The sequence below is a fragment of the Luteolibacter sp. SL250 genome (assembly GCF_026625605.1).
Lineage (GTDB): Bacteria > Verrucomicrobiota > Verrucomicrobiia > Verrucomicrobiales > Akkermansiaceae > Luteolibacter.
Window position 1 is genome coordinate 447,905 of sequence record NZ_CP113054.1, and the last position, 22,838, is coordinate 470,742.

Genomic DNA, 22,838 nt, shown 5'->3' on the forward strand with positions numbered 1-22,838 from the left:
GAGCGCGGACTTCAGTCCGCCTCTGGAAAGGCTCCACCTCATGATTGATGCGGACTGAAGTCCGCGCTCCACTTTCCCATCATCAATCCCATGTCTGAAAAAGTCTTCATCGCCGTTGATCTCGGAGCTGGCAGCGGCCGGGTGATCGCCGCCCGCACGGACCTCTCGAAGCTCGTGCTGGAGGACGTGCACCGTTTCGACAATCCGGGCACGGAACTCCCTTCCGGCTCGTATTGGAACATCGTCGGCCTTTACCGGGACATCCTCGAGGGTCTGCGCCGCGCGGTGGAGAAATACGGCGACCGGATCGTCTCCATCGGCATCGACACCTGGGGCTGCGACTTCGGCCTCATCGACGCGGACGGAGAGCTGGTGGGAATGCCGCACCAGTACCGGGATGCCCGCTTCGAGGGCATGGCGGAGGTGATGCACGGGTTGATGCCGGAGGAGGAAATCTTCGCCCACACGGGTATCAAGACGAACTTCTACAACACCTCCCTGCACCTGCTGGCGGAGCGGCGCAGAAACAGCCCGGGCCTGCTGCATGCGGACCGCATCCTGTTCGTGCCGGACCTGCTGGCCTACTGGCTCACCGGGGTGAAGGCTTGTGAAAAGACGGTGGCCTCCACTTCCCAGCTCATCGACCCCGCCACGGGCGACTGGGCCTGGCCGGTGATCCGCGCGCTGGACCTGCCGGAGCAGCTTTTCGGCCCGCTGGTGGAGCCGGGCACCGTGCTCGGCCCCGTCCGGGAGGAAGTGGCCGCCTTCATCGGAGCTACGGGCATTCCCGTAGTGGCCACCGCCTGCCATGACACGGCGGCCGCCGTCACGGGCATCCCGATGGGCCGGGAGGACCTGTGGCTTTCCTCCGGCACCTGGTCCATCATGGGCATCGAGTCGGACACCGCCATCACCAGCGGCAAGGCGCTCGGCTACGGCTTCTGCAATGACTTCGGCGTCGGCGGGGACATCCATTCCCTGAAGAACATCGCCGGGCTGTGGCTCATCCAGGAATGCAAGCGGCAGTGGGCGCTGGACGGTGAGAGCCTCGGCTACGCGGAAATGGCGGAGCTGGCGGAAAAAGCGGAGCCTTTCACCGCGTTCATCGATCCGGACGACATCGTCTTCGCCAGCCCAGGCCACATGCCGGACAAGATCCGCGAATGGTGCCGCAGGACCGGCCAGACCGTGCCGGAGAGCAAGGGCGCGGTGCTGCGCGTGGCCACGGATTCCCTCGCGCTGAAATACCGCGTCGTCTTCGAGCGGTTCCGGTGCCTCACCGGCCGGGAGTTCTCCTCCCTGCGGGCCGGTGGGGGCGGCATCCAGAATGAGGCGCTCAGCCAGGCCACCGCCAACGCCCTCGGCATCAGGGTTGTGGCAGGACCGGTCGAGGCGACCTCCTGCGGGAACATCATCACCCAGATGGTGGGCATGGGCATCCTGCCGGACTTCACCGCCGGTCGGGAACTCATCTCACGTTCGTTCGGCTTCAAGACCTTCGAGCCATCCGGCAAGGAGGAATGGGACGCGGCGTACGCCAGGTTTGGTGTGATGATGGGTAAGGCTCCGAAATGAACCTCTCGAAACAGTCACCGTGACGGCAGGAAGTGCGGGCATCTTTGCGCACAAGTTCTTTTTTGCCTGCGATGAAAGAGGATCCGGGCAGGAACCGGAGAACCTTTCATTGCATGGAGACCGTTTTTTGTGTTCGTTCACTGGAACCGATGAAAGAGCGCTCTCCCATCCTGGGGCGATCATGGATCGCCCGCATTTGCATCCTCTCGGCTTGCCTCGGGTGGGTTCCCGCCGCGGCGGAGGAAAACCATTTCTCGGCCAAGGTCGGCGAAGGTGACTATCAGCGTTTCATCAACCTTTGCGATCCATCGCGGATCGATCCCAAAAAGGTCGAGACCTCCCCGTTTCCCGCGTGGGGGGTTGCCGTCACCAGGGTGGATGAGGGCGCGCCGGCGGACCGGGCGGGATTGAAGGCCGGGTGGATTTTCAAGACATTCAACGGCAAACCCTATTGGCATCATGACATCCCCATCCGCCGGGAAGCCCCGGTGAAAGACATCGTCGCCATCTCCCCTGATGGTACCGTCACCAAGGAGTTTCACTTCGGTCCCGGCCGGATGGGCTACTCCAGCGGAAATGCCTACAGACCGGAGAACGATGTGCTTGGGAGAATCAAACGCGGCCCATGGGATCGCGAAATGCTCATTGCCGCCGTCGCCTGGGAACAGGGATCGCAGGACATCGCCGAGACGGCCCTCCACCATGCCACCGCCAAGGGCATGCCGGAAAATGTGCTCACCCTCTACTACTCGACGCTTCTGGAGATGGAACGCGGGGAAGCAACTGCCGCGAAGATGGGTTTGGAGCAAATGAAGGACGTGTTCAAAAAGGAGGGAGAAATTCCAAGATTCTTCATCTTCGGCCTGCACGCGCTCTGCCTGGCATACAATGATTTCAAGTATCTCGCCGAAGTGATGGACGCCCGTGGCGTTCTTGATGACTACATGAACCGGGACGTCGTCGATGGCTGGATCGCGAAACCACCCAACGGCAAGGGCGCGCTTCTCGCGGAAGCCCGCGCGAAAGCGGGTGACGACCTTTTCCCCGCCACCCGCACGCCGGAGGACGATCCCTTCGTAGGCTTGAAGGATTTCGGAATTGGTAATTATAAAAAATTCCCGGCCTCCATTTCCGTCCCGCCCGCCCACTACCGGACGACCTATTTCGTGACGAAGGAACCCGTCCGGAACGCCATCTGGAACATCCGCTTTTCCCTCATGAGATCCGGGCCTCCGGATGATCACTATTATACGACCTTGAAATTCGCCCTCATTGATCGCCGGCACGCTTCCGCGGCGGCCCGTGCCGCACCAAAGGACGTGTGGAGCAATTCCGTCGCCATGTTTGCCATCGTTGACGAAGCATCCGGTCAGAAAGGCGTGCAACTCAGCGCGGGTCCCGGCTCACGGAAGATCTATCTCCAGCGCAACGCCCCTTACGCGAAGCGGCTCCCGGCTCCCGGCCCGGGTGACCCCGGCGACCGTGTTCCTCCGCCCGAATTGCCGGACGACGCGGGGCTGCTGAATCTCACGCTCATCCGTCTCGGTGACGAAATTGAAATCAATCTGGACGACAAGCCCCTCATGCGGATTCCGATCGACCCCGCGGTGGAGGATCTTGGTTTCTATATCCAGAATGTGGGCTTCGCCACGACCGTGAAAGAGATGACCATCCGGGAAATCAAAGCGGACTGATCCTCCCGGACTTGGAAAAAATGCCGCGAACCCGGTTTGGGCACGGTCGCGCCTGTGATTTCGCGTCAGCGCCGTTTGGCGCGGTCCATGAGGAGATGGATTGCCATCCGCGCCTGGTTCGGTAGGAATATCCGGATGCGTGCGATGCTGATGATCCTGGCGGCTTCGGGCACCCTGGCTTTTGGCCAGAAGGTGGAGGAGATTTATGGCAACTACTGCTCCGGATGCCACGGGGCGAAATTCGAGGGCGGGCAGGGCGGCTCGCTGGTGGACGGGATCTGGAAGCACGGCGGCACGGATGCGGAGATTTTCAAATCCATCGCGAAGGGGAATCCACCGCTGGGCATGACGCCGTGGGAAGGGACGCTCACCAACGAGCAGATCCGCTCCATGGTGGTCTATCTGCGGGAGCAGGAGCGGAAGGCGGCGGTGCAGGGCATGCAGTTCCCGAAGCCCTCTCCGGACACCGTGACGAAGACGGAGCTGCAAAGTTACAAGATCGAGACGGTGGTCGCCAGCGGCCTCGAGATCCCGTGGGCCATCGCCTTCCTGCCGGACGGGCGGAAGCTCGTCACCGAGCGGCCCGGACGGCTCCGCATCCTGGACAAGGACGGGAAGCTGCAGCCGGAACCGGTGAAGAACACGCCGGAGGTCATCCACCACGGCCAGGGCGGACTGATGGAGGTTGCCCTGCACCCGGACTATGAAAAGAACGGCTGGGTCTATCTCGGCTTTGCGGATGGTACGGTCGAGAAGGTCGAGGGCAAGAAGGACCAGGCGAAGGTGATCACCTCCGTGGTGCGCGGGCGCATCAAGGACGGCACCTGGACGGACCAGGAGTGGATCTACCGCGCGGACCCGAAGTTCCGCAGCGGTGCGGGCGTCCACTTCGGCACCCGCTTCATCTTTGACAAGGGCTACATCTACTTCGTCGTCGGTGAACGCGGCGGCATGATGGAGGCGCAGGACGTCACCCGTCCCAACGGAAAGATCTTCCGCCTGCATGACGACGGCCGCGTGCCGGAGGACAATCCGTTCGTGAAGAACAAGGACGCCATCCCCGGCATCTGGAGCTACGGCCACCGTAACCCGCAGGGACTGGCGATGGATCCGCGTGACGGCGCGCTCTACAACACCGAGCACGGCCCGCGCGGCGGTGACGAGCTGAACCTCGTCCAGCCCGGCAAAAACTACGGCTGGCCCGTCATCACCTACGGCATGAACTACAATGGCACTCCCATCACCGGCATCACGGAGAAGGAAGGCATGGAGCAGCCGGTCATCTACTGGGTGCCGTCCATCGCCGCCAGCGGCCTTGATTTCTACACCGGGGAGAAGTTCCCGAAATGGAAGAACGACCTCTTCGCCGGTGGCCTCGCCGCGCAGGAAGTTCGCCGCCTGAGGCTGGAGGGCAAAAAGGTCGTCTCACAGGAGATCGTCCTCAAAGGCATCGGCCGCGTGCGGGATGTGGCGGAGGGTCCGGACGGTTTCATCTACGTGCTGCTCAACGGACCTGACAGCATCGTCCGCATGGTTCCCGCGAACTGATCCGCCGTCCATGAAACGACTCTTCCTCCTGCTCCTCGCCGCCGCGCTGCCGCTGTCCGCCCAGGACAAGCCGAAGTGGGTTCTCGTGAAACCCGCACTGCCCGAGAGCATCACCCTGCATGAGAATGTGGAATGTTCCCACCCGGGTGACTTCTCCGTGCTGGTGAATGTGTATGTCCCGAAGAAGGAAGACACCTACCCGGCCATCTTGCTCATCCACGGCGGCGGCTGGCAGAAACGCCAGATCGAGCCCGACAAGCCGCTGGCCGAGAGGCTGGCGGAGCGCGGCTACGTCGTGACCCAGGTGGCCTACCGCCTCTCAACCGATGCGAAGTATCCCGCCGCCATCCATGACTGCAAGGCGGCCCTCCGCTTCATGCGGGCCAACGCGGCGAAGTACCGTCTCGATCCGGACCGCATCGGCGTGATGGGTGGATCCGCCGGCGGCCACCTCAGCGCGCTGATGGGGATGACGGGGGACGTCAAGGAGCTGGAAGGCAGCGGCGGAAATCCGGACCAGCCGACCAAGCTCAAGGCCTGTGTGGTGATGGCCGCGACCATGGACCTGCTGGAGGCGAACAAGGACAAGAACAGCGAAGGACACGTGCTTTTCTTCGGACCCATTTCGGAAAACCGCCCGCTCTACGCCCAGGCCTCGCCCATCGAGTATGTGTCCAAGGCCAGCCCGCCGACGTTTTTCATCGAGGGCGAGAAGGACAGCCTGAAGATCGGCCGGGCGGCGATGCAGGAAAAGCTCCGCGCAGCGGGCGTCGCCACCGATCTCATCACGCTGAAAAGCGCGCCGCATCCGTTCTGGATGAGCCAGCCGTGGCTGGATGAGACCGTGAAGGCGGCGGCGGATTGGTTCGACAAACACCTTTGAGGTAACCTGTCATGGCGGCATTCAGTTTCAGACTTCGGTTGGGACAGGATGATATGGAGATCCGTGGGGATCTCCCGGAACCCGGAGCACCGGCCTCCGAAATGGTGCCCGCCTACCTCGGCATCGGGGAGGTGTTGCTGGAAGCTTCCGGCAAGGAATCCGAAGCGGAGGGAAAGATCCCATCCTGCGGTCCGGGCTGCGGCGCGTGTTGCAAGCAGCTCGTTCCCATCAGCCGGTCGGAGGCGGACTATCTGAGGAAGATCGTCATCCCGGGACTGGAGGGCGGACATCGCGGCCGGGTGGAGGCCCGCATCGCGCAGGCGGCGGAGAAGCTGGAATCCGCCGGCATGGCCGCCGACCTCGGCGGGCTGCCGTCCGAGCAGGACCGCGTGAAGCGCCAGAACCTCGGGCTGCGGTATTTCTTCCTCGGGATCTCCTGCCCGTTCCTGGAGGAGGACAGTTGCAGCATCCATCCGCAGAGACCGCTGGCCTGCCGCGAATACCTCGTGAGTTCCCCGGCGTCCCGCTGTGCGTCGCCCACTGCCGGGGACATCGTGCCCATCGTGCCGAAGGTGAAGCCCTCCGGAGCTCTCATCCGGACGGACCGGCACACCACCGGGACGGAAGGATGGACGACCATGATCACCGCGCTGACGGCAAAGGATGTTCCCGATGACCGCCAGGTCGCGGACCCGCAGGCGGAACTGGGCTACTTCCTTTCTCAGCTCGGGCGGGATTGATTGGGAAATACTTCCTGAAAAAGCGGTAGGGTCGCGACCGCCGGGCGCGCCGTGGCTGTAAAGCCGACAGAACTGTGGACGTGGAGAGTGGAATGAACCCATCGACAGGTCTGCCTTACAGCCACGGCGCGGCGGGCCGCCACGCCCTACCGATTTTAGGGCGGCTGCGCCGCAAGATGAGGTGCCCTGGGCATCTTCACTTTCCCCTTCCTTCTACCAACGGAAGGTCCACCATCCGGGAATGCGCCTGCTCCACAGCCTGCTCGCCATGTCCCTCACATCCACCGGATTCGCCGTCGAAACCATCGCCAAGGAGTGGGATGCGCCGAACGGCATCCATATCCCATACCGCCTCGCTTCTCCGGAAAAGGTGGAGGAGGGGAAAGTCTATCCGCTCGTCCTTTTCCTCCATGGCGCGGGTGAGCGCGGTGACGACAACAAGAAGCACCTGAAGCACGGCATCAGTTCCATCCTCGCCGGTGCGGAGAAGATCAACGAGCCTTGCTTCCTTATCGCACCCCAATGTCCCGCCGAGCTGTGGTGGGCGGATCTCGATGCGGAGAAGCGTCGGCTGGTCGCGGCCAAGGAGCCGAACCCGCGGCTGGAGGCCGTGCTCGCGCTGGTGGAGGAATTCTCAAAGACCCACCCCGTCGATCCGAAGCGCTTCTATGTCACCGGCATCTCCATGGGTGGTTTCGGTACCTGGGACCTGCTGGGCCGTGCGCCGGAGAGAATCGCCGCCGCCCTTCCCATCTGCGGCGGCGGGGATCCGTCGATCGTTTCCCGCTACAAGGACGTGCCGGTCTGGACCTTCCATGGCGATGCGGACCCCACCGTGCCCGTCACCGCGACCACCGACCTCATCGAGGCGCTGGAGAAAGCGGGCGGCAGGCCGAAGCTGACCATCTACCCCGGCGTGAAGCACGACTCCTGGACGATGACCTACAACAATCCGGAGGCGATCCGCTGGTTGTTCTCGCATAAGCGGAAGTGAGCGCAGTGTAGCGTATTGGCTGCGCCATTACGGTTGGGAAGATTCTCCTCCTTCCCTGCGGTGCCGCATGGAAGGGATGATATCCATGATGGATTGGAACTTGGGTGATCGCAACGGTCCACCCAGCCGGAACGGCGCAGCCGTCACGCTACGGAAGAATGGGAACACTCTACGGCACCACCGGCTTCACCGGCGCACCCGCGTCATCCACCGGATAGAGGGCCTTTTCCTCCTCCAGTTCGGCGACCAAGGCCTTCATCATCCGGCTGAGGTTGGTGGGATCGGATGACGACAGATCCTCCTGCTCGAAGGGGTCTTTCTTCAGGTTGAAAAGCTGGTAGCGGGTGTTTCCGTTCTCCGCGTCGGGGAAATAATGATAGGCCACCTTCCAGTCCCCTTCACGGTAGGTGGTGAAGTGGTTGCTGCGGTGCGGCGCGTGCGGGTAGTGCATGAGGAACGCATCCGGATGGCTCCCGTCCGCCGCGCCTGTCAGCAGGGTATCGAGCTTCCGCCCGTCCATCTCGTAGGCGTCCGGAGCGGTTGCCCCGGCAAGTCCGGTGAGGGTGGGGAAGATGTCCTGGATCGCCGCGAACTGCGTCTGCACCGCCCCTTGTTTCACGGGCAGCTTCTTCTGGTTCGCGTTGCCGGTGGACGGCTTCGCCCATGCCGCGATGAACGGGCTGCGCATGCCGCCCTCGTAGTGGGAGCCTTTCTTGCCGCGCAGCGGGGCCGCGCTGCCCACATTGTGGGCATCACCCAGCGGGGAGTCGGATCCGTTGTCACCCAGGAACAGGATCAGCGTGTCCTCCGCCACACCCAGCTTCTCCAGATGGTCCATCAGGTCGCCCAGGGACTTGTCCATGCCCTCGACCAGCGTGGCGAACGCCTGGGCCTTCGGCGGCTTTCCACTATCCTTATAGTGGTCGGCGAACCGGTCGTCGGACTCGAACGGCGTGTGGACCGCGTAGTGTCCCAGGTGGAGGAAGAACGGCTTCTTGTCCTTCACCGCCTGCTCCACCTGCGCGTTGGCTTCCAGCGTGAGAGCCTCCGTGAGGAAGATGTCCTGGCCGTGGTATTTCTCCAGCCCCTTCACGGCGTTCGCCACCTGTTTCGTCTTCGCGCCGAAGTCCAGCGTTCCCTTGTAGCTCGCCGGATGGCCGATGGGGCCTCCGGCGATGTTCACGTCGAAGCCCAGGTTGAGCGGGTCCGCGCCTGCGGAGTCCCCGGGGCCGAAGTGCGCCTTGCCCACCTGGATGGTGCGGTAGCCGGCCGTCCGCAGCAGACCGGGCAGCGTCACATCGTCCTTCCGCAGGCCCTTCCAGTTCCATTCCGGCGGGCTGTTCGGGCCGCCGTTGTCGGAGGACTGGTTGATCCAGTTCGTCGTCCGGTGGCGGGCCGCGTTCTTCCCGGTGATGAGCGAGATGCGGCTCGGTGAGCAGAGGCTCATCGCGTTGAACTGGTTGAAGCGGATGCCGCGTGCTGCCAGGCGCTCCATGTTCGGGGTCCGGAAGTATTCGTTGAGCGGATACTTCTGTGGTTTTCCCGAAGCATCCGTCAGGAATGGTACCGACGTATCCATCACCCCCATGTCATCCACCAGGAAGATGACGATGTTCGGCTGGGCCGCGGAAGCGGTGGCGGAAAGGAACAGGGCGAGGAAAATGGCTTTCAGGAAATTCATCGTTGGAAGGCGGAAAGGGTGGAGGGATACGGCCCGGGTTGCACGCACTCTTTCCCCGGAGCCGGATGTGGAATGTGCGCATCCTTTTCCAACTGCGGATCACGCGTGATCCCGATAGCATGACTGTGGATGGCGGGATCATCCGTCATGCCAAATTCTGCAACGTCATGGAATGGATATTGATCCTATCAACCGGCTTCATCCTGTTCTTCGGATTCGTGGTGTTCATCCTGCGACGCTTGACCGGGGAGGCCCGGGAGCCCGGGAAGCACGACGGTTGGACCCCGGATGCCCAGGGATATTCCAGCACGGGAGGGTCCGGCGGAACCTGGGATGGGGATTCCGGCGGTGGTGGGGGTGGCGATTGCTGACGGACACGGCACCAAAGCCTGTCACAGCTCCACGTCGAAGAAATCCAGCATCACCTGCCGGTACACGTCCCGCTTGAACTCCGGCAGCCATTCCAGGTCGAACTCCGTCGGATGGATCCACCGGTAGGCCCTGAACTCACGCGGACGCTGGTTCACATTCACCGGTGGAGCGGTGTTCAGAAGTTCACACAGGTAGTAGGTCTGCTCCTGCCCCTGGTTGCCGTGCTTCTGGAGCTTCTTCTGCCGCACCTGCTCCGGGTAGAGATAGCGGTAGCCGCTGCGTTTTTTCACGATCCGCAGATGCTTCGGCCCGATCCCGATCTCCTCCTTCACTTCGCGGAACAGCGCGCCCTCCAGGGACTCGCCGGAGTCCACGCCGCCCTGAGGGAACTGCCACGCACCAGGGATGGTCCAGCGCTCGCAGATCAGCAAGGAACCATCCGCCCTCACGATCAGCGCGGCGACGTTCGACCGGTAGCGGACCATGGGTGGAACCGTGGGAAATTTCCGGAAACGTGACAATGTTTAACTTTTCCAAAGCACCGTCCGCAGGCTGGCCAACGCCACGGTGGCATGCCATATCTGCCACAGATGAAAACCCATGTCCTCATCCTGACCGCGGTTCTCGCGGCCTTTGCTTCCGTGGAGGCCCAGATCACCCCGCCATTCCAGCCGAAGGATGAGCCTGAACCGCCGAAGCCCTCCGCGCCGGTCGGGGAGATGTCGTCGGTCAAAGGCTTCTGGCAGGTCCGGCTTGCCGGTGGGGAGTATGCCGTCTCCACCGAGCGCATCACCTCTGTCAGCCGCCACAGCTATGTGCTGGATGGGACGTTGCTGGTGGATGAAGTCACCATCGATACCACCGGGCAGGCCCTCGCCAGGTTCTATTTCCTCTCGCCCATCGGGGCGAACAACAGCGTGGGCGGCACCGCCGGAGCCGTGATGGAACGGGGCAAGGGCATCCTTGATGCCGCAGGCCAGCGCACCGGGGTGGAGACGGACAACATGGTCATCAAGAAGTATCCGGACACCACCCACGCGAAGACCATCGAATACCGCCTCACCACCCAGGCGGAACTGACGAACCTCTTCAACAGCGCGAAGCAGGCGTGGCAGTCCGGCCAGGGCGGGCAATACACCGCTCCCCTGAAGTGAGCGGGGCGGAAAATCGCGCTCAGACCACCTTCGCGCCGCGCTCCAGGATCTCCACCTCGTAGCCGTCCGGATCCGTCACGAAGGCCATCTTCCGGCCACCGGAGGTGAACTTCTCCCGCCAGCCATCCGGCCAGATCGCGATGCCGGATTTCTCGACCCCATCGCAGTACTCCACGATGTCCTCCACGCCCAGCGCGGTGTGCATCAGGTCCTCCGGGCAGGTCGCCGTATAGTCGGGGGAATAGGTCAGCTCGAGGAACACGTCGTTGCCGGGCAGGTTGAGGAAGGCCAGCTTGTTCCCTTGCGGGGAGTCCTTGAACTCACCCAGTTCGTAGCCCAGTTTTTTGTAGAAATCGATCGAGGTGTCGAGGTCGCGGACGCGGATGCGGGTGTGGAGGAAACGGATCATGGGGGGAAGATGGAACATCGAACATCGAACGTCCAACATCGAACGTGGAATTGAAGAAATGGTGCCGTGCCTTTCATTCCGGCGTTCAAACTAACTTGCCATCTTGCGGCTTTGTGTGGCAAAGCCTTGTCATGACGACGCGTGAAGAAGCCGCCGAACAACTGCGGGTGATCCGGACGATGATGGAGCGGGCGACGATCTTCCGCGCCCTCTCCGGGGAGACGGCCCTCATCGGCGGAGCTGCGGCTCTGGCGGCGGCATGGCTGTCGGAGGGCAAACAGGGCTGGGCATGGGCGGGATGGTGGTTGTTCGGAGCGGCGATGGTCCTGCTGTTCAACGCTTGGCAGATCTTCCGTGCCAGCTCCTCCCACGCGAAACCGTTCTGGAACACCGGCCTCAAGCTGGCCATCCGCGGGGCGCTGCCCTCCATCGTCGCGGGGGGCTTCCTTGGTTTGCTTTTTGTCAGGGCGAAGAACGAGCCGGCGGCGGCGTGCCTGTGGAGCCTCCACTACGGCCTGGCGCTGCTCGCCATCCGCGAGTTCGCCCCACGGTCGATGGTGTGGTTGGGCTGGGCGTTCGTGATCTTCGGGGTGACCAGCCTGGCAGGCGTGGCCCAGGTCGTGGAAAGCATCTCCCGCCTTTCGTATATCAACAATGGCTCCCGCCTCATGGCGATTGCGTTCGGGGGCTTTCATCTGATTTATGGGGCTGTGATCGTCACGACGAAAGGCCGTGAGGAATCCGTAGCATGATCGATTTTTCCCAGCTCGACCGCACCATCCACGAAAAAGGCCGTCTCTCGATCATGACGCTGCTGGCTTCGAGGGCGGAGCCATGGGCATTCCAGGATTTGAAGGGGCAGTTGGACATGTCCGACGGGAACCTCATCACCCACCTCCGCACCCTGGAGAAAGCCGAGTTCATCTCCGGTGAGAAGCTGACCGGAGACGGCCGTCCCCAGACGCTCTACGCCCTTTCGGATGCGGGAAAGAAGGCCTTTGTCGCCTACCTCGGCGTGCTGGAGCAGATTCTGGATCTGGGCAAGTGAGTTTTCCGCTTGCGCTCATCTAACTTTGTGATGCAAAGTTAGATCATGGCACGCGCGTCCAACCCCGGAGCATCCGAAACCGCCGCGCCCCATTTTTTTACCCAATTACTTTGTAGGACAAAGAAAAAATGAAAACGATGACGGAACCTTTGGTCAGGCTGGCGCCGGTCTTCGGCATGGATGTCGAGGCCAGGAGCGCGCTGTGGCAGTTGGAGGAGCTGGCGAAGACCGAGCGGCTCGGGGTTGCCGGGCGTTTCATGCCGGACCCCGGCATCAGCCGCCGGTTGGAGAATGCCGGGATCACCGAGGATGTGGAGGAAGCGGATTTCTTCCACTTCCGGAAAATCGTGGTTCCCTTCTGTGGCATGTCTCCGCTCCGGCGGAGGGAGTGGGAGAAGGCGGGGGTGCGGTTGGTGGATCTCACTTCCCCGCAGGTGAAGCGCGCCCAGGTGGCCCTGGGGCTGCTGCGGATGGACGGCGCGCAGCCGCTGGTCATCGGCAGGCATGCGGACCCGGAGAGCAAGGGTTTGGCGGCCGGCCATCCCGGCACCCGCATCCTGGAGGACACCACGGACACCGCCCGGCTCGTCTTCTCGCCTTCCTTCGGCGTGGTGTGCCAGACCACCCTTTCCCCGCGGAAGGTTTCGTGGCTCGTCCAACAGCTCCGGCACCGCTATAATGACGCGAAAGTGACGTTCCTCGATACCCTTTCCCCCGCGATGGCTGCGCGGGAGAGGGCGCTGGAAAAGCTCATGGCGCAGAGCGACCGCGTGGTGATTGTCGGACAGCACGGGGAAGCCTCGTGTGAGGCGCTTGCGGAAACCGTGTCGAGGAAAGGCAGGACCGCGGAGGTGGTCGCATCCGCCGCGGAGGCCGCCCTCCTGCGGGTGGATGGCGGGGAACGGGTCGCGCTGACCGCAGGGGCGTTCGCCCTCGACGAGACGATCCGCGCGGTGGCGGACACCCTGGCTGGGTAGCGAAGCTCGTGAGAGCTTCGGCGGGGCGTTGACCCCTCCGCCAATACCGCTCCAGTCTCCGGCGGACATTCCACGAGCAAAGGGGCGTAGGTTTTCAGGGTGCTTCCCCCCAGCCGGAAGTCTCACGACTTCCGCTACCTTGCCGCTTCATGGCAGGTTGCGTTACCCAGGCAACCGGGTTACCGTCGGGATGCCATGAAAACGATCGTCGCCGCCGTGGACTTCTCGAATGCAACACCGGGCGTTCTCGCCACCGCCGGGAAGCTGGCGAAGGCGTTCGGCGCACAGCTCCATCTCATCCACATCATCGAGCCGCAGGTGCCCTTCACCGCCTACGGCTTCACCCCGGAGGAATTTCCCGCGATGCCGCTCTATGACACGCAGGTGCGCACCCGGGCGGAGAAGAAGCTCCAGGACCTCCGCCAGGAGCTGGGCGATCTGCCCGGAGTGAACACCCAGCTTGTCGACGGAAGTCCGCTCCACGCGACCATCGACTACGTGGAGCAGACGGGTGCAGATCTGGTCGTGCTCGGTTCGCACGGCCATGGTGTGGTGGCGTCGCTGCTGCTGGGGAGCGTCGCGGAGGGAATGGTGAGGAAGGCGCTCGTCCCCACGCTCATCGTTCCCGTCCGGGAGAAGGAATGACGGGAGGGTTATTTCCCCAGCACGTGCTCCAGGAACGCCCATTCGTCCGCGGTGCGGTCGATCGTCTTTGAAAGGGCGGTGCCTGCTCCGTGACCGGCGCTGGTGTCGATGCGGATGAGCACCGGCGGACCATCCTTCGGCTGGCATTCCTGCAGGCGGGCGGCGAACTTGAAGCTGTGGGCCGGCACCACCCGGTCATCGTGGTCCGCCGTGGTCACCATCGTGGCGGGATAGCGGGTGCCGGGCTTCAGCGCGTGGTACGGTGAATAGCGGTGGAGCAGGGGGAAGTCCTCCGCATTGTCAGAGCTGCCGTACTCCTTCTCCCATGCCCAGCCGATGGTGAACTTCTGGAAGCGGAGCATGTCCATCACCCCGACCGCGGGGAGCGCCGCGCCGAACAACTCCGGCCGCTGCGTCATGCACGCGCCCACCAGCAGGCCGCCGTTGCTGCCGCCCTGGATCGCGAGGTTGGACGGCTTCGTGTATCCATCCGCCACCAGCTTCTCCGCCGCGGCGATGAAGTCGTCGAACACGTTCTGCTTGTTCCCCTTCCTGCCCGCTTCATGCCACTCGCGGCCGTATTCACCGCCACCGCGCAGGTTCACCGTCACGGAGATGCCGCCGCGCTCCAGCCAGACCGCGCGGGAGATGGAGAAGCCGGGCTGCATGTTGATCTGGAACCCGCCGTAGCCATAGAGCAGCGTCCGGTGGGAACCATCCAGCTTGATCCCCTTTTTGTGGACGATGAACATCGGCACCCGGGTGCCGTCCTTGCTGGTGAAGAACACCTGCTTCGTCTCATAGGCACTTCCGTCGAAGTCCACCTCCGGCTTCCTCCACAATGTGCTCTCTCCCGTGGCGATGTTGAGGCGGTACACCGACGCCGGTTCCGTGAAGCTGGTGAAGGCATAGAAAACCTCCTTGTCCTCCTGCTTGCCGCCCAGCCCGCCGATGGAGCCGATGCCGGGCAGTTTGATCTCCGTTTTCCCGGACCCGTCCGTTTCGAAGCGGTACAGCCGGTCGCTGGCATCCTTCATGTAGACGCAGAGCAGCTTGCCGCCGGACATGCTCACGGTGTCCAGCAGGTCCCCGGACTGCGGGATGATCTCCTTCCAGGCGGATCTCTCCGGGGTGCGGGTGTCGATCGCGATCACCCGTTTCCGTGGTGCGTCCAGATCCGTGTGGAAGTAGAACACGGGGCCGATGTTGCCGATGAAGCCATACTCCGCATCCCCGTCCGGCAGGAGCACGGTGACCGGCGCCTGCGGATCACCCGCAGGACGGTAGGCTACCCGGTTTTTCGGGTCCGTCCCCTGGGACAGATGGATCAACAGGTAGGCGCCGTCTTCCGTGACCCAGCCGCCCATGCCCCAGCGCGGCTGGTCCGGCCGCTCATAGACCAGCACGTCCTTTTCCTGCGGAGTACCCAGCGCGTGGAAGTAGAGCTTCTGGTTCTCGTTCACCTGCGTGAGGGCCGCACCCTCCGGTGGGGTGGGGTAGCGGCTGTAGAAAAACCCGCTGCCATCCTTCGCCCAGGAAATGCCGCTGAACTTCACCCATTTCAGGTGGTCCTCATGGTCCTTGCCGGTGGAGACATCGCGCACGCGGATCTCATTCCAGTCACTGCCGCCTCCGGATGTCGCGTAGGCCAGGAGCTTGCCGTCCTCGCTCGGTTCATATCGGGACAGGGAAACCGTGCCATCCTTGGAAAAGGCGTTCGGGTCCAGCAGCACGCGCCGCTCCCCCTCCAGCGACGGGGCGGTGTAGAGCACCGCCTGCTCTTGCAGGCCGCTGTTCATGTTGTAGAACCACTGTCCTCCCTGTTCCTGCGGCAGCCCCATCCGCTCGTAGTTCCACAGATTTTTCAACCGCTCCCGGATGGCGTCCCGCTGCGGGATGGCGGACAGGTACTTGCCCGTGACCGCGTTCTGGGCGGTCACCCATTCCTTGGTCTCCGGCGCGTTGTCGTCCTCCAGCCAGCGGTAGGCGTCCTCCACTTTCACTCCATGATAGGTATCGGTGACGGGTTCCTTGCGGGTCGTGGGGTAGATGACGGATTCAGCGTGGAGGGAAGCCATGAGCAGGAAAAAGATGCTGGTGGGAAGGAGGCGGTTATCCATGGGATTGCCGTTGAGCGATACACCAGCCCACCGGGTTGCGACAGGGAAATGGTTCGCCGCCGCATCCACGATTTTGATCGATTCCCGCAGCGGATGGGGTATTCCCGTGAATGCCATGAAAACCGCATCACTTGCTTTTGGATGGATGGGGGCGCTGTTGTTGTCCGCCGTGACCCTGGATGCCCGGGACCTCGGGAAGGAATGGGAGTGGGAGGTGAAACGGGTCGGCGAAACGGACTACATCCCGCTCGGAAAATTCGGGGAATTCTACGGCTTCGGCGGAATGGAGAGAAACGGTGCGGAGATCCGCTTCGAGGTCGAACGCAAGATCAAGGTGAGCTTCAACGTCGGATCGAAAGAGTGCGAGTTCAACAAGGTGAAGATCATCCTCAACAGGGAGATCATGGAGGATGGGGGCGAGGTGTTCCTTTCGCGGGAAGATCTCAGCCGTCTCATCGACCCCATCTTGCGGCCCGACCAGATTGGAGGTCCCGGGGTGCCGCGTACCGTGATCCTGGATCCCACGGGTGGGGGAGATGCGGCGCTCCATGCCTGGGAGATCGCCGGGAAGACGAAGACCAAGCTGGAGGAGCGCGGGATCAAGGTCATCATGACCCGTGGAGAGGAAAAGGCCATTGCGGTGGAGGAGCGTGTCGGTGCAGCCAACGAAGTCCAGGAGCCTGCGGTTTTCGTCAGCATCACTTTCCTGGATGAAAAGGACGGACCGAAGGGGATGCGGACCTCGGTGCTGACGCCACCCGCCGAGGAAGCCGCAGATGGAGGCGGGGACAACCCGCGGCTCGGTGCTGCCCTTGGGATCAGCATTCACGGAATCGTCCTGTTTAATCTGAGGGAAAATACCCAGGACAACGGCCTCTCATCCAGCCGGGATTCCGGCCTCGCGGGCCTCCGGCACCCCGCCATCACGCTGACGGCCGCCAACCTTGCGGATGAATACGAGGCGAGGCTCGCCGCGAATGAAAAATTCCAGGATGCGGTTGCCACCGGGATTGCCACGGGCATTTTCAAATACCAGTTCGGCATAAGTAGGAAACGGGAGTGATCCCGCCGCAGCGTTCCATACGGCCTGCCGGAAAAGAAAAAACCTCCGCCGGTATCCGGTGGAGGTTTTCGTTTAGGAAGTGTGCGGCGTGGCTCAGAATTTCCACATCTTGCCCTTCTCCGCGTCCTTGAAGACCTGCGGGCTGAGCATGTAGGAATTCGGCGGGTTATCCAACTTGCTGTCATCCAGCACCGGCAGGGTTTTGCCGATGGTGGCGTCTTCCGGCTGGCTGGTGGCGACATTGATCGGGGTGCCCACACGGACGAGGTTGAATACCTTCCGCGCGGAGTTCAGCGGCATGCGGACGCAGCCGTGGGTGGACGGGTAGGGTTTCACGAAGCCCCAGTGCGCACCGTAGGACGGGCTGTAGAACTGGATCCAGTAGGTCATCGGGTAGCCCGCTCCCGGGCTGCTGACGCGGCGGCGGTTGGCGACCTTGGCCTGGATGGGGAAAGTGCCCTTCGGTGTCGGTGCGGATGCGGTGCCCACACAGACCGGCGTGGCGAGCAGGACCTCGCTGCCCTCCACCACATAGAGTTTCTGCGCGCTGGTGCTGATCTTCACCCGGACGGCGGATGGATTCGTCGCCTTCTTCACCGGAGGGTCGAAGGTGAAGGAACTCTTGGGGCCTTTGGAAACCGGGGCGGTACAGGAACTGAGGAGGGCGGCTGCGGCGGCGAGGAGGAGGCAGGGGAAGGATTTCATGGTCGGATGCAGATGAGGGATGGGGCTTCCCAAGAGGGGAAGGCGACGGAACATGGTGCCGCAATCAGCGCATTCCGCAAGGAGAAGACTGCGGGGAGCCGCACCATCCGGGAGAGACGGGACCATCCCACCGGGCAACTCCTTGCACTCTATGCCCTTGGCAGGTGGGGTTGGGATCTGGTAGCGGTAGCGGGCGTTTCCAAACCCCCTTCTCCTCCAAGCCATGAAATTTTCCCGAAATCCACTGTTCTTCCTCGCCGCTGCGGCGTCACTTGCCGGGATCGCGCCCGTTGCCGCGCAGACGTACTATTGGAGAGGTGGAGCGGGCGAATGGACGAACGCGGGCAACTGGTCCGGTGCTGTTGACGGCAGTACGGCCGGAGCGGTTCCAGCCGGGGCGGATGCGGTGTTCAACATCGACGGCTTCTCCGGTGACCAGACCGTTACCCTTGGGTCGGACGGGCCGGTCGCCTCGCTGCGGTTCAGGTCCGCTGGCATCACCTCCATCCTTGGGCCGGCTGCCGCCACCAACCTGGAAATGGGGGCCGGGGGCATTACGCTGGAAACCGGAACGGGAGGAGCCATCATCGGATCGGGAGCCAACGCCGGAGGCGTGCGCATGCGGATCGGCGCGGACCAGACCTGGTCGAACCAATCCTCCGGCGAGCTGGTGGTCAGGAACAGCGTCGCTCCTTCCTCCGCCACCGGCGGTGACAGGATCCTCACGCTGGGTGGCACGGGCACCATCCGCCTCAGCCAGATCATCGAGGATACGGTCGTTGGGCCGGACCGCGCGAAGCTTTCATTGGTCAAGACGGGGAACGGCCTCCTGGATCTTTCAGGGTCCCTAGCCACCACTTACACTGGTGGTCTCACGATCCGGGGTGGAACGGTCAGCGTGAATGCCGACAACCGGCTCGGGGCCTCCAACTCCCTCGTGACCATTGATGGAGGTACGCTGCAGGTTACGGGCAACATCACCACCGGTGCCGGCGTCCGGCCGATGACCATCGGCGCTGCGGGCGGGACCATCGAGGTCACCGGAGGCACCCAGTTCCGGCATGATGGCACCATTGATGGCGATGGCATGCTGACCAAGACCGGCAGCGGCACCCTGTGGCTGGTGAACGCGAAGACGCACACGGGCGGCACCGCCTTCAACGGCGGGGACGTCTATATCTTCGCAGATGATCGCCTCGGCTCCGGAGGACTTTCCTTCAATGGCGGCACCCTCCGTTCCAGCGGCACCTTCACCATGAACCGTGCCACGACGCTGAACGCCGGCGGCGGCACCTTCAATATCGAAACCGACAAGACCGTCACCCAGCAGGGGGCGATCACGGGAGGGGGGAGCCTTTCAAAGACCGGCACCGGTGCGCTGGCTCTCAGGGCTGCCAGCGATTACACCGGGGGGACCACGATCAGTGAGGGTGTACTCGACGTCAACGGAACCAACCGTCTGGGAAGCGGCACGCTGACCATCGACGGCGGACGGCTGAGATTGTCATTCGATACCGGCGCCGGTCCGTATTTCACCCAGTCCACGGTGCTCGGTGCGTCAGGCGGCGGCATCGAGGTCACCGGCTCCAACACCGTGCGGTATGACGGCGGCATCAGCGGTGGGACCCTCACCAAATCCGGCAGCGGCACCCTCTACCTGGTGGGAGGGAAAACCTACTCCGGCGGCACCGTCTTCAACGGAGGCACGGTGTTGGTGTACGACAACGACCGCCTTGGAACCGGCGGCCTCACCTTCAACGGCGGCTCGCTCCGCTCCAACGGAACATTCACGATGAACCGCGCCACGACTCTCCTGGCCGGCGGCGGCACCCTCAACATCGATGGCAGCCAGACCGTCACCCAGGATGGCGTGATCAGCGGGGAGGGAAGCTTCAGCAAGAGCGGCGGTGGCAACGCGGTGCTCACCGCCGACAACACCTACACCGGTTCCACCATCGTCAATGGTGGCGTTCTGGAGGCGAAGGGGACGCTCAACTCCTCCACATCCCTCCAGGTGAACGGTGGAACCTTCCGTTTTGGGGCGAGCGACATCATCAACAACAATGCCGAGGTGACCCTCGGTGCCGGAACGCTCCAAGTGGGTGACTTCAGCGACACGCTCGGCAAGCTCGCCGTCGCGGGAGCGGCCACGGTGGACTTCAGCGGCAATGTCGGCTCCACCATCGTCTTCGCGGATTCCCGGGACAAAGCGTGGACCGGTTCACTGACCGTATTGGGCTGGACCGGTCTGGTCGAGGGTGGGGGTGAGGAGCGCCTGATGTTCGGGGACGGGACCGGTGGGCTGGAGCAGCCCCAGGTGGATTCCATCTTCTTCGTCAATCCATCCGCGGCGGGCCTGACAGCCGGAACCTACAGTGCGAAGATGCTCGCCTCCGGTGAGGTGGTTCCGCATCTCCTGATCCCGGAGCCTTCCAGTGCGTTGCTGGTGCTCCTGGGTGCCGGACTGGCCGTGCGCCGCCGTCGCTGAGGAAATCCCTGCCGGACGTAGTCCTCCCGCTTGCGGAGGGTGCGGAATGCATCCCGCATTTTCACCACAGAATGTGATGGAATTGGCTCTGCCACTGCGCTATGACAGCCCCCATGATCCTGCCGCTCCGTCCCTCCGGGTTGCTGCTGACCACGCTTCTTTCCCTTGGGGTCGGTGCGACTGCCTCCGCCGCCCTGCTGGTGAACGAGACGTATGATAACTACGCGCCCTTCAACTTTTCGAACAGCGGTTCCGCCGCCGTCGATACCGGCGTTGCCACCAATGCCCAAGGCTTCAAGGGCAACTATCTGGTGAACAACCCGGGGGGTGGCAGCGGCTATTCCTTCGCCGCCGGTGGCCTCGCCTTCAGTACGTACAACAGCACCAGCGGCAACCGGATGATCTTCCGCGCGGCTTCCGGTGGCACCACCCTTGCGGCACAGCTCAGCCTGACTTCCTCCGTCATCGGCACGCTCTACTCCAGCTATCTTTTCCGGGTGGATAATGCCGGCACCATTACCTCCGGCAACAGCAGCTTCACCGAGGTGCGCATCGCCACCGGCTCCGGAGATGGTGGCGGCTCCAGCCGCTTCCGTTCCCAGGTGGAGGACAACAGTGCCGTCACCAGTGTTGGTCTGGGTGTCTCCTACACAGGAGCGGCCACCGCAACGGGTTCCACCACCGTCCCCGCCATCGGCACCGTCTACATGGCGGTCAACGTGTTCACGAATGTGGGTGTCACCGGCGCGACAGGCAGCGCCACCCAATATGTGCTCACCGCCGCCCAGTACGACCAGTTCGCGCTCAACGGCTACACGCTGGACTTCCTTGATGGAGCCGGAAATGTGACCTCAAAACTCACCGCCAGCACCACCACCGTGGCGGGACAGACTTTCGCCAACAACCAGCACGTCCAGATCGGCGGCATCGGCACCACCTCCGGTGTCACCAACTTCGACGCGATCAAGTTCGGCACGGACCTGGTTTCCGTCGTCACCATTCCGGAGCCCGGCTCCTCCTCGCTCGTCCTCCTCGGCGGATTGGGACTGCTCGCCCGCCGCCGCAGGAGCTGAGCGGCTTCCTCCGCATGAAAAAAGCCCCCGACGGCGGACCGGCGGGGGCTTTTGTGAGTAGTGTTTCCGTGGGATCTCAGAAGTGGATCGCGTGGCCTTCGGCGGCCAGCGTCGCTTCGTGGATCACCTCCGACATGGTCGGGTGGGCGTGGATGGTCGAGTGGATCTCCTCGGCGGTGAGTTCCTGGTCGAGCGCCAGGCCCATCTCGGCGATGAGTTCGGTGGCATTGTCACCGATGAGGTGGGCGCCCAGCAGCTCGCCGTGCTTCTTGCCGTAGAGCAACTTGGCGAAGCCGTCCGGCTCACCGGCGGCAATGGCCTTGCCGATGGCGACGAACGGGATCTTGCCGACCTTGTACTCGATGCCTTCTTCCTTCAGCGCGCGCTCGGTCTTGCCGACGGAGGCGATCTGCGGGTGGCAGTAGGTGCAGCCGGGGAAATTCGTCACCTTGCGTGGGGTGTGGCCGTCCACATAGAGGCCTTCCACGCATTGGATCGCCTCGAAGGAAGCGGTGTGGGCGAGGAGCGGCGGGCCGGTGATGTCACCGATGGCGTAGACGTTCTGAAGGGACGTCTCGTAGCGGTCGCCGACCTTGACGAAGCCACGGTCGGTCAGTTCCGGCTGCTGGCCTCCGGGGAGGACCGGCTGCACGCCGATGGCGACGAGCACGACGTCCGCGGAGAGCACGCCGTTTTCCTTCGCGCCTTCGACGGTGACCTCGACATGGGTGCCCTTGTCCTCGGTCTTGGTGATCTTGTGGTTCGCCAGGCAGCGGATGCCCTGCTTGATGAAGGACTTCTCCAGTGCGTCGCCGATCTCGTCATCCTCGACGGGGACCAGGCGCGGGGCCATTTCGACGAGGGTCACCTTGGTGCCGAAGGCGTTGTAGATGTAGGCGAACTCGACGCCGATCGCGCCGGCACCGATGATGATCATGCTCTTCGGCTGGTTGCCGAGGACCATCGCTTCCTTCGAGCCGATGACCGTGGTGCCGTTGAAGGGCAGCGGTGGCAGCGGGCGGGACTTCGCGCCGGTGGCGATGAGGATGTCCTTGGTGTCTGCGGTGCTCTTGGAGCCGTCGGCGGCGACGACCTCGACCTTGCCCGGGGCGACGATGGAGCCGTAGCCGCGGATGTAGTCCACCTTGTTCTTCTTGAACAGGAACTCGATGCCACCGGCCAGACGCTCGGAAACCTTGCGGGAGCGGCCGATCACGGAGGACCAGTCATACTGGAGATTGTCGAACGAGAAGCCGAACTCCTTCGCGCGGTGGGCCAGGGTGTGGTACAGCTCGGCGTTCTTGAGCAGGGCCTTGGTCGGGATGCAGCCCCAGTTGAGGCAGGTGCCACCGGCGCGGTCCGCCTCGACACAGGCGACTTTTTTTCCAAGTTGGGCGGCGCGGATGGCGGCGACGTAGCCGGCCGGGCCGCCACCGATGACAATGAGATCGTAGGCCATGGTTTCGGAGGAGAGGTAAGTTTCGGCGGCAGCGTGGCGGGGGGACCCCGGCTTGTCAAAGAGGGATATGCCGGGAAAACGACAGGGTCCCTACACTAGGGAAAGAAATCCAACCGCAGATGAACGGGATGTACGCAGATGAACATCAGGATGGATCTGAAACCCGGCCCCCAACCGACAACTTCGGCTCCAAAAGTCCGGGGAGTAAGA

20 protein-coding genes are annotated in these 22,838 nt (G+C 63.2%); 14 read left to right on the plus strand and 6 right to left on the minus strand.

The window, feature by feature from the left end; translation table 11 throughout:
* The first annotated feature begins 90 nt into the window (after window positions 1-90).
* The 6 genes from OVA24_RS02030 to OVA24_RS02055 all read left to right on the plus strand — a co-directional run bounded on the left by OVA24_RS02030 (window position 91) and on the right by OVA24_RS02055 (window position 7,434).
* Window positions 91-1,575: a rhamnulokinase gene (locus OVA24_RS02030; RefSeq protein ID WP_267673010.1), complete on the plus strand. Its 1,485-nt coding sequence runs from the start codon at window positions 91-93 to the stop codon at window positions 1,573-1,575.
* Window positions 1,576-1,724: 149 nt separating this feature from the next.
* Window positions 1,725-3,269 (plus strand): PDZ domain-containing protein, encoded by a 1,545-nt coding sequence (locus OVA24_RS02035; RefSeq protein WP_267673013.1) that lies wholly within the window; start codon window positions 1,725-1,727, stop codon window positions 3,267-3,269.
* Between the two features lie 135 nt (window positions 3,270-3,404).
* The gene (locus OVA24_RS02040) at window positions 3,405-4,817 is read left to right on the plus strand and encodes a PQQ-dependent sugar dehydrogenase (protein WP_267673015.1); all 1,413 of its coding nucleotides are present in this window, start codon (window positions 3,405-3,407) and stop codon (window positions 4,815-4,817) included.
* A 10-nt stretch (window positions 4,818-4,827) separates the two neighbouring features.
* Complete coding sequence (locus OVA24_RS02045) at window positions 4,828-5,700, plus strand: alpha/beta hydrolase (protein WP_267673017.1); 873 nt, start codon at window positions 4,828-4,830, stop codon at window positions 5,698-5,700.
* A gap of 11 nt (window positions 5,701-5,711) precedes the next feature.
* Window positions 5,712-6,440 carry a YkgJ family cysteine cluster protein gene (locus OVA24_RS02050; protein WP_267673019.1) on the plus strand — a complete coding sequence of 243 codons (729 nt, stop codon included), beginning with the start codon at window positions 5,712-5,714 and terminating at the stop codon, window positions 6,438-6,440.
* Window positions 6,441-6,681: 241 nt separating this feature from the next.
* A complete protein-coding gene (locus tag OVA24_RS02055) occupies window positions 6,682-7,434 on the plus strand; it encodes a carboxylesterase family protein (RefSeq protein WP_267673021.1) in 753 nt (250 codons plus the stop codon).
* 169 nt (window positions 7,435-7,603) lie between these two features.
* Here the strand turns inward: OVA24_RS02055 and OVA24_RS02060 are convergent, their stop codons facing one another.
* Together OVA24_RS02060 and OVA24_RS02065 are read right to left on the minus strand one after the other, a co-directional pair.
* Complete coding sequence (locus OVA24_RS02060; protein ID WP_267673023.1) at window positions 7,604-9,115, minus strand: sulfatase-like hydrolase/transferase; 1,512 nt, start codon at window positions 9,113-9,115, stop codon at window positions 7,604-7,606.
* Window positions 9,116-9,507: 392 nt separating this feature from the next.
* Window positions 9,508-9,972, minus strand: coding sequence for an NUDIX domain-containing protein (locus tag OVA24_RS02065; RefSeq protein WP_267673025.1), 465 nt, complete (start codon window positions 9,970-9,972; stop codon window positions 9,508-9,510).
* Window positions 9,973-10,077: 105 nt separating this feature from the next.
* Here OVA24_RS02065 and OVA24_RS02070 point away from each other — a divergent pair, with 105 nt between their 5' ends.
* On the plus strand, window positions 10,078-10,641 hold the full coding sequence (locus tag OVA24_RS02070) for a hypothetical protein (protein WP_267673027.1): 564 nt from the start codon (window positions 10,078-10,080) through the stop codon (window positions 10,639-10,641).
* Between the two features lie 19 nt (window positions 10,642-10,660).
* Here the strand turns inward: OVA24_RS02070 and OVA24_RS02075 are convergent, their stop codons facing one another.
* On the minus strand, window positions 10,661-11,050 hold the full coding sequence (locus OVA24_RS02075; protein WP_267673029.1) for a VOC family protein: 390 nt from the start codon (window positions 11,048-11,050) through the stop codon (window positions 10,661-10,663).
* 131 nt (window positions 11,051-11,181) lie between these two features.
* On the opposite strand from OVA24_RS02075, the gene OVA24_RS02080 reads away from it, so the two are divergent.
* The 4 genes from OVA24_RS02080 (at window position 11,182) to OVA24_RS02095 (ending at window position 13,720) form a co-directional block, all read left to right on the plus strand.
* Window positions 11,182-11,802, plus strand: coding sequence for a hypothetical protein (locus OVA24_RS02080; protein WP_267673031.1), 621 nt, complete (start codon window positions 11,182-11,184; stop codon window positions 11,800-11,802).
* The gene (locus tag OVA24_RS02085) at window positions 11,799-12,098 is read left to right on the plus strand and encodes a transcriptional regulator (RefSeq protein WP_267673033.1); all 300 of its coding nucleotides are present in this window, start codon (window positions 11,799-11,801) and stop codon (window positions 12,096-12,098) included. The genes OVA24_RS02080 and OVA24_RS02085 overlap by 4 nt, the downstream gene beginning before the upstream one ends.
* Before the next feature lie 137 nt (window positions 12,099-12,235).
* Window positions 12,236-13,075: a hypothetical protein gene (locus tag OVA24_RS02090; protein WP_267673035.1), complete on the plus strand. Its 840-nt coding sequence runs from the start codon at window positions 12,236-12,238 to the stop codon at window positions 13,073-13,075.
* Window positions 13,076-13,270: 195 nt separating this feature from the next.
* Window positions 13,271-13,720 (plus strand): universal stress protein, encoded by a 450-nt coding sequence (locus OVA24_RS02095; protein ID WP_267673037.1) that lies wholly within the window; start codon window positions 13,271-13,273, stop codon window positions 13,718-13,720.
* 8 nt (window positions 13,721-13,728) lie between these two features.
* On the opposite strand, the gene OVA24_RS02100 is transcribed toward OVA24_RS02095, so the two are convergent.
* A complete protein-coding gene (locus OVA24_RS02100; RefSeq protein ID WP_267673038.1) occupies window positions 13,729-15,840 on the minus strand; it encodes a prolyl oligopeptidase family serine peptidase in 2,112 nt (703 codons plus the stop codon).
* Between the two features lie 115 nt (window positions 15,841-15,955).
* Here OVA24_RS02100 and OVA24_RS02105 point away from each other — a divergent pair, with 115 nt between their 5' ends.
* The gene (locus tag OVA24_RS02105; protein WP_267673040.1) at window positions 15,956-16,903 is read left to right on the plus strand and encodes an N-acetylmuramoyl-L-alanine amidase family protein; all 948 of its coding nucleotides are present in this window, start codon (window positions 15,956-15,958) and stop codon (window positions 16,901-16,903) included.
* Window positions 16,904-16,996: 93 nt separating this feature from the next.
* On the opposite strand, the gene OVA24_RS02110 is transcribed toward OVA24_RS02105, so the two are convergent.
* Window positions 16,997-17,608: a L,D-transpeptidase gene (locus OVA24_RS02110; RefSeq protein WP_267673043.1), complete on the minus strand. Its 612-nt coding sequence runs from the start codon at window positions 17,606-17,608 to the stop codon at window positions 16,997-16,999.
* Between the two features lie 223 nt (window positions 17,609-17,831).
* Between OVA24_RS02110 and OVA24_RS02115 the strand changes: the two genes are divergently transcribed.
* Both OVA24_RS02115 and OVA24_RS02120 read left to right on the plus strand, forming a co-directional pair.
* Entirely contained in the window at window positions 17,832-20,096 is a 2,265-nt protein-coding gene (locus tag OVA24_RS02115) for an autotransporter-associated beta strand repeat-containing protein (RefSeq protein ID WP_267673047.1), read from the plus strand.
* Window positions 20,097-20,209: 113 nt separating this feature from the next.
* Window positions 20,210-21,169: a PEP-CTERM sorting domain-containing protein gene (locus tag OVA24_RS02120; protein ID WP_267673049.1), complete on the plus strand. Its 960-nt coding sequence runs from the start codon at window positions 20,210-20,212 to the stop codon at window positions 21,167-21,169.
* 76 nt (window positions 21,170-21,245) lie between these two features.
* Here the strand turns inward: OVA24_RS02120 and lpdA are convergent, their stop codons facing one another.
* On the minus strand, window positions 21,246-22,628 hold the full coding sequence (gene lpdA, locus OVA24_RS02125; protein WP_267673051.1) for a dihydrolipoyl dehydrogenase: 1,383 nt from the start codon (window positions 22,626-22,628) through the stop codon (window positions 21,246-21,248).
* Window positions 22,629-22,838: the final 210 nt, after the last annotated feature.

Excerpts from the sequence above, each read along its gene's own strand:
- OVA24_RS02030 (WP_267673010.1), top strand. The coding sequence starts at position 91 with ATGTCTGAAAAAGTCTTCATCGCCGTTGATCTCGGAGCTGGCAGCGGC.
- OVA24_RS02035 (WP_267673013.1), top strand. The coding sequence starts at position 1,725 with ATGAAAGAGCGCTCTCCCATCCTGGGGCGATCATGGATCGCCCGCATT.
- OVA24_RS02040 (WP_267673015.1), top strand. The coding sequence starts at position 3,405 with ATGCGTGCGATGCTGATGATCCTGGCGGCTTCGGGCACCCTGGCTTTT.
- OVA24_RS02045 (WP_267673017.1), top strand. The coding sequence starts at position 4,828 with ATGAAACGACTCTTCCTCCTGCTCCTCGCCGCCGCGCTGCCGCTGTCC.
- OVA24_RS02050 (WP_267673019.1), top strand. The coding sequence starts at position 5,712 with ATGGCGGCATTCAGTTTCAGACTTCGGTTGGGACAGGATGATATGGAG.
- OVA24_RS02055 (WP_267673021.1), top strand. The coding sequence starts at position 6,682 with ATGCGCCTGCTCCACAGCCTGCTCGCCATGTCCCTCACATCCACCGGA.
- OVA24_RS02060 (WP_267673023.1), bottom strand. The coding sequence starts at position 9,115 with ATGAATTTCCTGAAAGCCATTTTCCTCGCCCTGTTCCTTTCCGCCACC.
- OVA24_RS02065 (WP_267673025.1), bottom strand. The coding sequence starts at position 9,972 with ATGGTCCGCTACCGGTCGAACGTCGCCGCGCTGATCGTGAGGGCGGAT.
- OVA24_RS02070 (WP_267673027.1), top strand. The coding sequence starts at position 10,078 with ATGAAAACCCATGTCCTCATCCTGACCGCGGTTCTCGCGGCCTTTGCT.
- OVA24_RS02075 (WP_267673029.1), bottom strand. The coding sequence starts at position 11,050 with ATGATCCGTTTCCTCCACACCCGCATCCGCGTCCGCGACCTCGACACC.
- OVA24_RS02080 (WP_267673031.1), top strand. The coding sequence starts at position 11,182 with ATGACGACGCGTGAAGAAGCCGCCGAACAACTGCGGGTGATCCGGACG.
- OVA24_RS02085 (WP_267673033.1), top strand. The coding sequence starts at position 11,799 with ATGATCGATTTTTCCCAGCTCGACCGCACCATCCACGAAAAAGGCCGT.
- OVA24_RS02090 (WP_267673035.1), top strand. The coding sequence starts at position 12,236 with ATGACGGAACCTTTGGTCAGGCTGGCGCCGGTCTTCGGCATGGATGTC.
- OVA24_RS02095 (WP_267673037.1), top strand. The coding sequence starts at position 13,271 with ATGAAAACGATCGTCGCCGCCGTGGACTTCTCGAATGCAACACCGGGC.
- OVA24_RS02100 (WP_267673038.1), bottom strand. The coding sequence starts at position 15,840 with ATGGATAACCGCCTCCTTCCCACCAGCATCTTTTTCCTGCTCATGGCT.
- OVA24_RS02105 (WP_267673040.1), top strand. The coding sequence starts at position 15,956 with ATGAAAACCGCATCACTTGCTTTTGGATGGATGGGGGCGCTGTTGTTG.
- OVA24_RS02110 (WP_267673043.1), bottom strand. The coding sequence starts at position 17,608 with ATGAAATCCTTCCCCTGCCTCCTCCTCGCCGCCGCAGCCGCCCTCCTC.
- OVA24_RS02115 (WP_267673047.1), top strand. The coding sequence starts at position 17,832 with ATGAAATTTTCCCGAAATCCACTGTTCTTCCTCGCCGCTGCGGCGTCA.
- OVA24_RS02120 (WP_267673049.1), top strand. The coding sequence starts at position 20,210 with ATGATCCTGCCGCTCCGTCCCTCCGGGTTGCTGCTGACCACGCTTCTT.
- lpdA (WP_267673051.1), bottom strand. The coding sequence starts at position 22,628 with ATGGCCTACGATCTCATTGTCATCGGTGGCGGCCCGGCCGGCTACGTC.